At 67.0% G+C, this 12,293-nt stretch carries 9 protein-coding genes; all 9 read right to left on the bottom strand.

What is annotated here, in order from left to right; all coding sequences use genetic code 11:
• Window positions 1-3: 3 nt before the first annotated feature.
• Window positions 4-1,548 carry a putative lipid II flippase FtsW gene (gene ftsW / locus AC1DBX_RS17655; protein ID WP_476932346.1) on the bottom strand — a complete coding sequence of 515 codons (1,545 nt, stop codon included), beginning with the start codon at window positions 1,546-1,548 and terminating at the stop codon, window positions 4-6.
• A gap of 2 nt (window positions 1,549-1,550) precedes the next feature.
• The gene (gene murD / locus AC1DBX_RS17650) at window positions 1,551-3,152 is read right to left on the bottom strand and encodes a UDP-N-acetylmuramoyl-L-alanine--D-glutamate ligase (protein ID WP_476932345.1); all 1,602 of its coding nucleotides are present in this window, start codon (window positions 3,150-3,152) and stop codon (window positions 1,551-1,553) included.
• Complete coding sequence (gene mraY, locus AC1DBX_RS17645) at window positions 3,134-4,243, bottom strand: phospho-N-acetylmuramoyl-pentapeptide-transferase (RefSeq protein WP_028275881.1); 1,110 nt, start codon at window positions 4,241-4,243, stop codon at window positions 3,134-3,136. The genes murD and mraY overlap by 19 nt, the downstream gene beginning before the upstream one ends.
• Window positions 4,240-5,817 carry a UDP-N-acetylmuramoyl-tripeptide--D-alanyl-D-alanine ligase gene (locus tag AC1DBX_RS17640; RefSeq protein WP_476932344.1) on the bottom strand — a complete coding sequence of 526 codons (1,578 nt, stop codon included), beginning with the start codon at window positions 5,815-5,817 and terminating at the stop codon, window positions 4,240-4,242. The genes mraY and AC1DBX_RS17640 overlap by 4 nt, the downstream gene beginning before the upstream one ends.
• Window positions 5,818-5,823: 6 nt before the next feature.
• Complete coding sequence (locus tag AC1DBX_RS17635) at window positions 5,824-7,485, bottom strand: UDP-N-acetylmuramoyl-L-alanyl-D-glutamate--2,6-diaminopimelate ligase (protein WP_476932343.1); 1,662 nt, start codon at window positions 7,483-7,485, stop codon at window positions 5,824-5,826.
• A gap of 213 nt (window positions 7,486-7,698) precedes the next feature.
• On the bottom strand, window positions 7,699-9,501 hold the full coding sequence (locus tag AC1DBX_RS17630) for a peptidoglycan D,D-transpeptidase FtsI family protein (RefSeq protein ID WP_476932342.1): 1,803 nt from the start codon (window positions 9,499-9,501) through the stop codon (window positions 7,699-7,701).
• 41 nt (window positions 9,502-9,542) lie between these two features.
• Window positions 9,543-10,229: a cell division protein FtsL gene (gene ftsL, locus AC1DBX_RS17625; protein WP_476932341.1), complete on the bottom strand. Its 687-nt coding sequence runs from the start codon at window positions 10,227-10,229 to the stop codon at window positions 9,543-9,545.
• Window positions 10,226-11,224 (bottom strand): 16S rRNA (cytosine(1402)-N(4))-methyltransferase RsmH, encoded by a 999-nt coding sequence (gene rsmH, locus AC1DBX_RS17620; protein WP_476857725.1) that lies wholly within the window; start codon window positions 11,222-11,224, stop codon window positions 10,226-10,228. Before rsmH ends, ftsL begins: the two co-directional genes overlap by 4 nt.
• A gap of 218 nt (window positions 11,225-11,442) precedes the next feature.
• Complete coding sequence (gene mraZ / locus AC1DBX_RS17615; RefSeq protein WP_028275887.1) at window positions 11,443-11,871, bottom strand: division/cell wall cluster transcriptional repressor MraZ; 429 nt, start codon at window positions 11,869-11,871, stop codon at window positions 11,443-11,445.
• Window positions 11,872-12,293: the final 422 nt, after the last annotated feature.

The raw sequence follows: 12,293 nt of genomic DNA, 5'->3' as shown, positions 1-12,293 counted from the left end.
TGTTTACGCTTTCGTACGGTTCTTGGTGGCTGGGCTCTTGGCGGGGTTCTTGGTGGCGTTCTTGGTGGCGGGGCTCTTGCCCGCGGGGACCTTGGGCCGGGCGGCCGTGCGGGCGGCGGACCGGCTGGAGGCCGTGCTGGCGGCGGACCGGCTGGCGGCAGTCCTTGCAGCCCGGGCAGCGCGGGCCCTCCGGACGGAATTGGCGAAGGCGGCCGGGCCGAACCTGAGCATCTTTTTCGGCTGCATGCCGGGGTCCATCTGGGCCCGGGCCAGGGACAGGACGACGCCGATTGCGCACAGCGACATCAGCAGGGCCGAGCCGCCATAGGAAATGAAGGGCAGTGGGACACCGATCACCGGTGCCAGCCCGGTGACCACGGCCATGTTGACGCTGGCCTGGCCCAGCAGCCAGACCATGATCGTGCCGGCCAGGACGCGGTGGAAGACATCGTGCTGGGCGACGACCACCCGGTAGATGGCGGTGCCGAGGATGGCGAACAGGACCAGGACGACGATCGTGCCGACCAGTCCGAGTTCCTCGCCGATGATCGCGAAAATGAAGTCGTTGTGCGCTTCCGGGATCCAGCTGTACTTCTGCCGGCTCTGGCCCAGTCCGACGCCGAACCAGCCGCCGGACGCGAGCCCGTACAGGCCGTTGGTGGACTGGTAGTTCAGGTCCGAGCCGTCGGCGCAGGTCTGGCCCGTCCATGACAGGATGCGGCACATCCGGTTCGGGCTCGTGACGGCGAGGATCGTCGCGCCAAGGGCCAGGACCGCCCCGGCGAAGCCGAAAAGGTACAGCCGCACGCCGGCGAAGAACAGCGCGGCGGCCACGATGATCATCACGATCATGGCCGTCCCGAGGTCGTTTCCGGCCAGGATGAGGCCCAGGACCGCAATGGCGCCCGGGAGCACGACCGGAATGAGCGCGTGGCGCCATTCGTGGAGGAGCTTGGCCTTGCGGTCAAGCACGGTGGCCATCCAGAGCGCGAGGGCAAGCTTGGCGGCTTCGGAGGGCTGGAACGTGAACGGACCGACGTCGATCCAGTTCTGGTTGCCCAGCGCGCTGCGTCCCACGAGGAGCACCAGGCCCAGCAGCGCAATGGCCAGGAACATGAGCGGCCAGGCGAAGCGCCTGAGCCAGACGACGTTCACTCGGGAGAGGACAAGCATCGCGAAGACGCCAATCGCGGCGAATCCGCCCTGTTTGAGGGCGGCGGAGTACGGCGACTCCCCCGCGGCGATGGCTTCCACGCTGGAGGCCGAGAGGACCATCATGATCCCGATCGCCGTCAGCGCCAGGGTGGAGCCAAGGATTAGGTAGTACGTGGATCCGTTGCGCGACTTGCCGGTGCCTTCCAGCGCGGACCAGAATCCGCGGCTCCAGGCACGCACCCGGGCCGCGGGGGTGACGGCGGGGCCGCCGGCCGTTGGCCGTGCCGCCGAAGGGGCCGGACGGCCGGCGGGCGTGCCGCTGGTGGCCCCGCCTCTACTGGCCCCGCCGGCGGCGGGTCGTGCCGCCGTCGTACGTGTGGGCGTGCTGACCATTGTTACTCCTCGCTGGTCTGAGCCTGCCCTTCCACGAGCTCGCGGACAGCTTCGATGAAGGCATCGCCACGGTGAGCATAGGAAGAGAACTGGTCCATGGAAGCAGCCGCCGGGGCCAGCAGCACAGTGTCCCCGGAGGCGGCCAGCTGCGCCGCCGAGGCAACGGCCTGGGCCATCACAGTCTCGCCGAAAATCGGCGAAGGGCCTGCGTCGGCTTTGGCCGTACCGGCAGTCTGCACGTCTTCAGTCTCGCCCTTGCCCTGCCCGATCACGGGGACATCCGGCGCGTGTCGCTTCAGGGCGGCCTGCAGATCGCTGGAGTCCGCGCCGATCAGGACCACGGCCTTGAGCCGGCTGCCCTGTTCCTGGATCAGGGAGCCGTAATTCACGCCCTTGGACAAACCTCCCGCGATCCACACCACATTCTGGAACGCGGACAACGAGGCGGCGGCGGCGTGCGGATTGGTGGCTTTGGAATCGTTGATCCACAGCACACCCTCATGCCGGGCCACCAGCTGGATCCGGTGGTCTCCCGGAAGGTAGTTCAGCAGGCCCTGGCGCACAGCCGATGGCTCCACCCCGTAGGCCCGTACCAGGGCAGCGGCTGCCAGCGCGTTGGCCACCATGTGGCGCGGCGCCACCGGTCCGAGGTCGGCGATCGAGGCGAGTTCGGCCGCGCTGTCCTTGCGTTCGGCGATGAACGCCCGGTCAACCAGCAGCCCTTCCACGACGCCGAGCATGCTGATGGCCGGGGTCAGTGTGGTGAATCCCACGGCCCGGCAGCCTTCAACCACGTCCGCGTCCTCGACCATGCGTTCGGTCTCGATCTGCTCGGCGTTGTAGATGCAGGCCTTCTGCGTGTTGGCGTAGACCTTGGCCTTGTCGGCGAGGTAGGAGGCGTAGGAGCCGTGCCAGTCCACGTGGTCTTCAGCGACGTTGAGGCACACGCTGGCCACCGGCGACACCGAGTGGCTCCAGTGCAGCTGGAAACTGGACAGTTCCACCGCGAAGGCGTCGTAGTCCACGGGATCGCGCAGGGCGTCCAGGATCGGGGTTCCGACGTTGCCTACGGCGATCGCTTTCAGGCCGGCGGCCTGGAGCATGGATTCGGTCAGGCCGACCGTGGTGGTCTTGCCGTTGGTGCCGGTGATGGCCAGCCAGTCGGCGGTCTTGCGGCCCTCGCGTTCGCGGAGCCGCCAGGCGAGCTCGACGTCGCCCCACACCGGAATGTGCGCCCGCGCCGCTGCGGCGAGCAGGGCCTGGTCCGGGCGCCAGCCCGGGGACGTGACCACCAGGTCCGGCTTTTGCCCGTCGATCTTCGGAACGGACTCCACCGCTTCCTCGCCCAGCAGGACGTCCACGGCGCCGACGATCCGGAGTGTGTCGGCCTGGGCCAGCGCCTTGGCGCTGGTGGCGGCATCCACCACCACCACGCGGGCGCCGAGTTCAATGAGGGTGTCGGCGGCGGCGAAGCCGGAGACGCCGATGCCGGTGACCACGACGCGCAGTCCGGCCCAGTCGGAATCCCAGGTGGTGAGTCCCTGCAGCCGGGGCGAGGTGGTGAGCGGGGCGGGGATGGGACCGGTCACAGCAGCACCACCCATTCGGCGTAGAAGATGCCCAGGCCGGCGGCGACAAACAACCCGGACAGGATCCAGAACCGGACCACCACCGTGACTTCGGCCCAGCCCTTGAGTTCGAAGTGGTGCTGGAGCGGTGCCATCTTGAAGAACCGTTTGCCCTTGGTGATTTTGAAGTAGCCCACCTGGATGATGACCGAGAGCGTGATGAGGACGAAGAGCCCGCCGATGAAGGCCAGCAGCAGTTCGGTGCGGGACAGGATCGCGAAGGCTGCGACGGCGCCGCCGATGGCAAGGGAGCCGGTGTCGCCCATGAAGATCTTTGCGGGCGAGGTGTTCCACCACAGGAACCCGACCATCGCCGCGCTCAGGATGGCGGCCAGCAGGGCCAGGTCCAGGGGGTCGCGGACCGAGTAGCAGCCGCTGCCGGCCTGCCGCGGGGATCCGCAGGCCTGGTTGCTTTGCCAGATGCCCATGAGCGTGTAGGCCCCGAACACCATGACGGAAGCGCCGGCGGCCAGGCCGTCGAGGCCGTCGGTGAGGTTCACGCCGTTGGTCGCGGCCGTGACGATCAGGTTGGACCACAGCACGAACAAGATGGCGCCGAGTACGGTTCCGGCGAACGCGAGGTTAAGCCACGGAATATCGCGCACCAGCGAGATCTGGGTGGACGCCGGGGTCAGGCCCGCGGCATTCGGGAAGTTCAGCGCCAGCACGGCAAAGATGATGCCAACGGCGCCCTGGAGGATCAGCTTGGCCTTGGCGTCCAGGCCCAGGCTGCGCTGCTTGGAGATCTTGATGAAGTCATCCAGGAATCCGACCAGCCCCATGCCCACCATGAGGAAGAGCAGGAGAAGCCCGGAGGCGCTTGGCCCCGGTGAGTGCGGGTTCATCATCCACATGATCAGGTGCGTGAGCCCGTAGCTGACCAGGACCGCCACGACCACCACGGTGCCGCCCATTGTGGGCGTGCCCCGCTTGGTGTGGTGGGAGGTGGGTCCGTCGTCCCGGATGAATTGTCCGTAGCCCTTGCGGACCAGGAACCGGATGAACAGCGGGGTGCCCACAAACGCGAGGAGCAGCGCCATTCCGGCGCCCATCAGCAGTGCAATCACAGCTGTGCACTCCCTTCTGTGGCGGTTGCGGCAGTTCCCTCAGCAGGTCGCTCGGGAGAGTCTTGGGTGGCATGTGGGGGTAATGCTATCCGATCCCCCAAGTGGCGCAGCCCGATGCCGTTCGATGACTTGAACAGGACCAGGTCGCCGGGCTGGAGCTCGGCTTGGAGAAGCTCATAGGCCTCGTCCGCCGTCTCGGCGAAAACGCATTCGTCGCCCCAGGAGCCTTCGTTGACGGCGGAGACATACAGCGACCGCGCCTCCCGGCCCACCACGACGAGCCGGGAGATGTTCAGCCGCACCACCTGGGTGCCGACTGCCATGTGCTCGCGGATGGAATCCGGGCCCAGTTCCAGCATGGCGCCCAGGACCGCCCAGGTGCGGCGGCCGCGGCCCAGCTCGGCCAGCGTCCGCAGTGCTGCCCGCATGGACTCCGGGTTGGCGTTGTACGCATCGTTGATGACGGTCACGCCGTCGGGACGCTCCGTGCGTTCCATCCGCCAGCGGCTGGCGGCGGTCTGCGCGCTGAGCGAGGCGGCGATCTGCGCCCCGGGGATGCCGGCCGCGTGCGCCGCAGCCGCGGCCGCGAGGAGGTTGGCCATGTGATGGGCGCCGATCAGCTTGGCGGCGACGTGGTGCCGGGTTGGCCCTTGCTGTGCTTTCCCGTCCGTCACGTCGGCGGGCAGGTAGAGCTCAAATTCCGGGTGGCCGTCGGCGTTCAGTTCCACATCCGCGGCCCTGACCACATTGGCCTGGGCCACGTCGGCCTGGATGGTGTTGTCCTGGCCTGTGCCGGCCGCGCGTGAGGTGTAGCCGAGCACGCGGGCCCGGGTCCGGGTGGCCATCGCGGCGACGCGGGAGTCGTCCAGGTTCAGCACGGCGGTGCCCCCGGCCGGGAGCGCCTCCACGAGTTCGCCCTTGGCCACCGCGATGTTCTCGACGCCGCCGAACTCCCCGGCGTGGGCGGAGCCGACGCCGAGGACGACGCCGATCTCCGGCCGGACCATGTCCGCGAGGTATTGGATGTGGCCGATGCCCGTGGCACCCATCTCGATGACGAGGTAGCGGGTGTCGAAGTCGGCTTTGAAGACTGTGAGCGGCACGCCGATCTCGCCGTTGTAGGACCCTTGCGGCGCAACTGTGGCACCTTCGGCGCCGGCGGCCGCGAAGATTCCGGCGAGCAGGTCCTTCGTGGTGGTTTTGCCGGCGGAGCCGGTGATGCCGACCACGGTGAAAGCGGCGCCGGCCGCGGCGCGGCTGGTGCGGATCCGGCGGACGGCTTCGGCGGCCAGCGCGCCCATGGCGAGGACAGTGTCCTCAACGACGACGGCGGGATAGTCCGTTCCGGCGGCGTCGGCCACTTCGCGCTCAACGAGCGCCAATACGGCGCCCCGGTCAAAGGCTGCGCCGACGAAGTCGTGTCCGTCGGCGTTCTCCCCCGGTTTGGCCACATAGAGGGAACCCGCCGTGGCCTCGCGGGAGTCGGTCACCACGGAGGCGGGGGTAATTCCCGGTTCCGCGGCGAGCCGGCCGTCGGTTATGTCGGCGATTTCCGCCGCTGTAAATGCAATCATCTCGGTTTAGGACTCTATCCGGTGGTCTTCGAGAACGGTGAATCCCCGTGCTGTCAAGGCGTTCCGAAGCTCCACCCGGTCATCCAGTGCCAGGTTGATTCCCTTGACTTCCTGCCAGACCTCGTGACCGCGCCCGGCCACGAGGATGGTGTCCCCGGCTCCGGCGAGCTCTACGGCCTTCAGGATGGCGGCGTCGCGCGGGAAGACCTCCAGGACTGTGCAGTCCAGGCCTTCGTCGTCCTTGGCCGCGAGGGCCCCGGCAAGGACGTCCGCGCGGATGGCCGCCGCGTCCTCGTCGTGGGGATCGTCGTCGCTGACAATCACGGTGTCCGCCAGCCGCGCCGCGATGGCACCCATCGCGGGGCGTTTGCCCTGGTCCCGCTGTCCGGTGGCGCCGAAAACGATGATCACTCTGGATCCGGGTTCCGGGGACCGGACGGCTTCGAGGGCACGGGACAGTGCGTCGGGGTTGTGCGCAAAGTCCACCACGGCGGCCGGGGCCGTGGACACGAGCTGCATCCGGCCCGGCACGGCAACGGTGAAGGGATCCGCGGCGTCGAGGGCGGCCTGCACCGCGGCCGGCTCGTGGCCGCCGGCGAGGACCATCACCGTGGCCAGCGCGGCATTGGCGACGTTGAAGCCGCCCGGCAGGCCCGTGTGGACGCGCAGCTCGGCGCCGTCGCGGTGCCGGAGGACGAAGTCTGAACCGAGGCCCCGCGGAGCAGTCCGGACCACAGTCCAATCCGCGGTCCCGTCGGCGTCAGCCGGCCCGGCGCCGTCGGTCCCGGCCGTGGCCAGGGTCGTGACCGGGATTTCGGCGGTGGCCGCAAGCTTGCGGCCCCAGTCATCATCGATGGTCACGACGGCGGCGCGGGCGCGTTCCGGCGAGAACAGCCGGGCTTTGGTCTGGAAGTATTCCTCCATGGTCCCGTGCAGGTCCAGGTGGTCCTGGGTGAGGTTCGTGAAGCCGGCGACGTCGAACACCACGGCGTCGACACGGTGGAAGGACACGGCGTGCGAGGAAACCTCCATGGAGGCGGCATCGAGCCCGCGTTCGCGCATGAGCGCCAACAGTGCGTGCACATCCGTGGATTCGGGAGTGGTCAGCAGGCTCGGGATCGGCTCCCCGCCGGCCAGGATCTCAATCGTCCCGATCAGCCCGGTCCGCTTACCCAGCGCCCGCAGCAGGGCATTGATGAAATAGGTGGTGGTGGTCTTGCCGTTAGTGCCTGTCACCCCGAAGAGGGCCGGTGCCCCGGCGCCGTCGGGCCTGCTCTGGTAGATGAGCGCGGACAGCTGGCCGACCACGCTGCGCGGCTCGTGGGCCAGCAGGACCGGGACGGCGATGTCATGGCCCAGGGCCAGCAGGCGCGCCCCGGCGTCGTCTGTCAGGACCGCCACGGCGCCGGCGTCGACGGCCTGGGACACGAAGTCGGCCCCGTGCCGTGTGGCGCCCGGCAGGGCCACGTACAGGTCTCCCGGGCGGACCGACCGGGAGTTCAGGGAGATCCCGGTGACCTGGACGGAGCCGGATGCACCGGGAACGGCGATGCCGATCGCCGCGCCAATGTCTGCCAGCGGCACTGCGGCAACCGCAGTGGGCCGGAAGCCCTGGGTGGAGTCATGGCCGGACGGCGCGGAAGCATCGGGGTCGGTGAGCTCTGACAAGTGGATCTCCGTTGTGGTGCTAGTGGATCGGGCACTGAACTAATCGGGCACTGAATGAATCGGGCACTGAAAAAAATCGGGCACTGAATGAATCGGGCACTGAAAAAAATCGGGCACTGGTAGATCGGGACCTGCGCACGCGGAAATGCTCCGGCGCGCAGGCAATGGGTGTGGCGTCGGCTGGTGACTTCCGGGTGCCAGGTGGAACAGGCGCTACTTGGCGTACTGCGGCAGCCGCGCGGGTTCGCCGGTGGAGGGCTGGACGTTGAATGTGCGCAGCGTCTGGCTCATCACCGAACGGAACACCGGTCCATTGGTGATTCCGAAGATGCTTCCCTTGGGCCGTTGCAGGACCACCTCAACAATAAACCGCGGATCGTCCATGGGCGCCATTCCGATGATGGAGGCTGTATAGCCGCAGAACCCTGATTTGCCGTCGTCGCAGGGCGATTCGGATGTGCCGGTCTTGGCGCCCACCCGGTACCCGTCGATCGCGGCCTCTTTGATCTCGCCCTCGGTTACGGCGCTCTCAAGGATGTCGCGGACCTGTTTGGCGGTTTCCTTGGAGACGACCTGCTGCGGGGCTTTGGCCGGGACTTTTTCCTCGGCACCGTCCGGGTTGATGTAGCTGTCGATCAGCCGGGGCTGGAGCATCACGCCGTCGTTGGCGATGCTCTGGTAGGCCCGGACAGTCTGGAGGGTGGTTTGGGCGACGCCCTGGCCGAAGAGCACTGTGTATTGCTGACGCCCGTCCCACTGGTCGGCCGGGGTCAGGATGCCCTTGGATTCGGCCGGCAGACCGATGTCGGGGGCATCGCCGATGCCGAACTTCCGCAGCCAGTCATAGCGCTGTTGCTTGCTCAGCCGCTGGCCCACCATGACTGTGCCGGTGTTCATGGAATAGCCGACAATGCCCGCCAGCGTCCGCTGCTCGGTGCCGTGTTCGAACGCGTCACTGAAGGTCTGGCCGTCCACTGTGTAGGTCGGTGGAATGGTGAACCTGTCCAGCGGGCTGGACTTCCCTTCCTGAATCGCAGCTGCGGCCGTGATCATCTTCTCCACCGAGCCGGGTTCGTAGGCGGCGGTGACGGCCCGGACCCCGCGGTCCTCGGCGGCAACCTTGCCGGGGTCGTTCGGATCCGGGGAGTCGGTATCGGCCATGGCCACGATGTTGCCGGTCTTGACGTCCTGGACAACGATCACGCCCCACTCGGCGCTGAGCTTGTCCTTCTGGCTTTGGATCGCCTGTTGGGAGAAGTACTGCAGGTCCGAATTCAGCGTGAGTTTGATGTCCTTGCCGTTCACCGCCGGCGTCAATTGGTCCACGCCGACCGGGATGCGCAGTCCGTCGGCGCCGATTTCAAAGAGCCGCTTGCCCGGTGTGCCTTTGAGTACCTCGTCCTGGGTCTGCTCGAGGCCCGCCTGTCCGGTGCTGCCGTCCTTGAGGAAACCCACAATTCCGCCGGCCACGGAGCCGTTGGGGTAGACCCGCTTGCTGGTGCCTTCGGTGACGATGCCGGGAATCTGCAGCTTGGAGACCTTGTCCTCGACGTCCGGTTTCAGGTCCTTGGCCACGATGTAGTAGCGCTGGGTTCCGGTCAGGGCATCGCGGAGGGTGCCGCGGTCCATGCCGAGCACGGCGGCGAGTTCGGAGATGCCCTGGTCCCGGGTGACCTTGACGAGCTCGTCCTTGCCGTTGATGGTCTCGAACCGGCGGAAGGTTTCGGTCTTGGTGTTGACTGTCTGGTCCACAACGACGTTGTAGCGGATGACGCTGCTGGCCAGGACCGCGCCGGAGGAATCGAGGATGCTGCCGCGCTCCGCGGGCAGCACGGTGGGCGTGAGCCTGTTGTTGAGGGCGGCCTCAGCCAGTCCCCCGATGTCCAGGCCCTGGACCATGAACAGCTTGCCGCCGACCACCAGCAGGAGCGCCAGCATGATGCCAAGCCCCACGCGGAGCCGCCGGGTGGGGTTTGGGGCTTTCGCCTTGCTTGCCCTGCCGGAGTTCTTCGCCACGGTGAGTCCTTGCTGCTTGCCTTGCTGGTGGTCAGTGAACGTTACTGCCCCGGCGTCTTCTGTGCGGGGGCGGGAACCGAGCCGCCGTGGAGTTCCACGGCGGGGGCGGCGGGTTTCGGTGCGGGTGCGGGCTTCACAGCTGCCGGCGCCTTGTCTGTGTCCGCCGGTTTGGTGTCTGCCGGCTTGGTGTCCGCCGCCTTGCGCTGGGCGAGAGGCTCGTTCTCCGTGGCCGGCGGGACAACCGTGAGCTGCCCGGCGACGGCCGGTGCGGCGATGACGGCGCCCGGGGCATCACCCTTGACGGCCGGCTTGGCCTTGCCGGTGACATTGAGGGTGGAGAGGTCGATCTGGCCCTTGGCGACCGAAGCCACCATACCCAGCTCCGTGGCCTTGGCCGCCAGGTTCTGCGGGGCGTCGAAGTTCTGCACCTGCTGGGTGAGGTCCTGGTTCTGCTTGGTCAGTGTGGTCTGTTCACTGCGGAGCTGGACCAGCTGGTACTGGGCTGAGGAGACGGAGATGTTCAGGACCAGCACGGCCATGAGGGCAATCGCCAGGAGCCCGAAGCAGAGCACCACGAACGGTGCGCGGCGCTTGCGCGGCACGGAGCGGACCACCGACAGCGGGGTGCGTGCCTTGCGGGGCTGGTCAAGGCCGGGGCGGAGGCCGGGCAGGGCACGGGCAGTGGCGCCCTGGGCAACGGGGTAGCTGTTGACGGCGGCGGTGCTCATGCGGCTCTCCTGGCTTTGATGCGTTCGACGGCGCGCAGCCGGGCGGAAGCTGCGCGGGGGTTTTCGGCGATTTCAGCGGCGGTGGGTACCTCGGTGCCCTTTGTCAGGGTTTTGAGTTCGGCTTTGTGCTCTTCGAGCTCGACCGGGAAGCCGAGCGGCGCCGACGACTTCGATCCGGCCTGGAAGAAGCCCTTGACGATCTTGTCTTCCAGGGAGTGGTAGGACATGACCACCACACGGCCGCCGAGGGCGATGGCCTCGATCGCTGCCGGGATGGCGCGCTCGAGGACGTCCAGTTCCTCGTTGACCTCGATCCGGAGCGCCTGGAAAGTGCGCTTCGCGGGGTGGCCGCCGGATTTGGCGGCACCGGCGGGCACCACGGCCCGGATCTGGTCGACCAGTTCGCCGGTGGTGGTGAAGGGCTTTTCGGCGCGCGCGGCCACGATCCTGTTCGCGATGCGGCCGGCGAACTTCTCTTCGCCCCACTTCCGGATGATCCGGACGAGTTCTTCTTCGCTGTAGTTATTGACGACGTCGGCGGCCGTCTGGCCCCGGCTGGTGTCCATCCGCATGTCCAGGGGCGCATCGAAGGAGTAGGCGAAGCCGCGTTCCCGCTCGTCCAGCTGGAGGGACGATACGCCGAGGTCCATGAGCACTCCGTGGACTTCGGTGAAGCCCAGGTCTTCGAGGACGTCCGGGATCTCGTCGTAGACGGCGTGAACGAGGTCGGTCCGGTTCTCGAAGGGCGCCAGCCTGGACCCCGCCAGTGCCAGGGCTTCCTCGTCGCGGTCGATGCCGATCAGGTGAAGGTCCGGGAAGCGCTGCAGGAGGGCCTCCGAGTGTCCGCCCATGCCGAGCGTGGCGTCGATCACCACGGGGGTCTCGCCGCGGCTCCGTGCGGCCTCGATGCCGGGGGCCAACAAATTGATGCACCGGTCCTTGAGGACCGGTACATGGCGTTCGGACGTCGGCTTCGCCTGGTCGGGATCCGTCATGCCTTCGTCCTTTCGTTGGCCTTGTTTGTTTTGAGCTTTGCTAGTTGCGCTTTGCTAGTTGCTTGGTACTGCTCTTACGCAACGTTCCTTGGTCCAGATCCCCATCCGCGCCTATCCTGCGCCGGCCTGGCTCCGGGGAAGTGAGCCAGGACAACAACCGGATGGGCGGCTGGAGATCTCGATCAAGGAACGTTGTTTGCTGGTGGATCAGTGGGGGTTCAGAGAATCCCCGGGATGGCGTCGTCTGTTTCCGAGAAGGCGGTTTCCTTTTCGGCCAGGTACTCATTCCAGGCTTGGGCGTCCCAGATCTCTGCCCGGGATCCTGCGCCAATGACGGCGAGTTCCCGGCCAAGACCTGCATACTCCCGGAGCGCCGGCGGAATCGTCACGCGCCCCTGCTTGTCAGGTACCTCGTCCGAGGCTCCAGAGAGGAAAACACGGATGTAGTCACGTGCCTGCTTGGAGGAAATTGGAGCCTCCCGCATCTGCTCGTGAACCCGGCCGAATTCCGCCTCACTGAAGACGTAGATGCAACGCTCCTGGCCCCTTGTGAGAACCAGCCCGCTGGCAAGTTCCTCTCGGAACTTCGCGGGGAGGATAATTCGACCTTTTTCATCCAGACGCGGCGAATGTGTGCCGAGAAACACGGCCCACCGCCTGTCTGTTTTAGGAAGTCCAACGTCCCCTGTGCTGCCACTACCCTCTTACGTCCTCCACATTACTCCACATCGCTCCACAGTCAACGACACGCCCGGGATGTTTAGACAATTCTGTGGATGTTTATCCCCCTCCTTCCCAGCATTTGCAGGGAATCGGGGCTGGTGGGGGAAAGTGGAGCGATTTTTGCCTGCTTGCCTCCCACCCCGCACCGATTGACGGGGCGTACCGGCGCGGGAGCGAATAATTCGGTGCGGTTGTCCCTTTTTCGGCGCAATCGAAGCCAAATTCCAGCAAGGCTGCAGCAAAGGCGCCGGAAATTACCGCGTTAAATGGCGAAAGACCCGCCGAAGCGGGTCTCGCGCCGCTCCCCGGCGGACCGGTGGCGGGAAGTGGAGGACTTTACGGGGCC

Source organism: Arthrobacter sp. 10N44_2 (assembly GCF_056394385.1).
This window is presented reverse-complemented; position numbering and strand designations above follow the sequence as displayed.

Excerpts from the sequence above, each read along its gene's own strand:
- ftsW (WP_476932346.1), bottom strand. The coding sequence starts at position 1,548 with ATGGTCAGCACGCCCACACGTACGACGGCGGCACGACCCGCCGCCGGC.
- murD (WP_476932345.1), bottom strand. The coding sequence starts at position 3,152 with ATGGGTGGTGCTGCTGTGACCGGTCCCATCCCCGCCCCGCTCACCACC.
- AC1DBX_RS17640 (WP_476932344.1), bottom strand. The coding sequence starts at position 5,817 with ATGATTGCATTTACAGCGGCGGAAATCGCCGACATAACCGACGGCCGG.
- ftsL (WP_476932341.1), bottom strand. The coding sequence starts at position 10,229 with ATGAGCACCGCCGCCGTCAACAGCTACCCCGTTGCCCAGGGCGCCACT.
- rsmH (WP_476857725.1), bottom strand. The coding sequence starts at position 11,224 with ATGACGGATCCCGACCAGGCGAAGCCGACGTCCGAACGCCATGTACCG.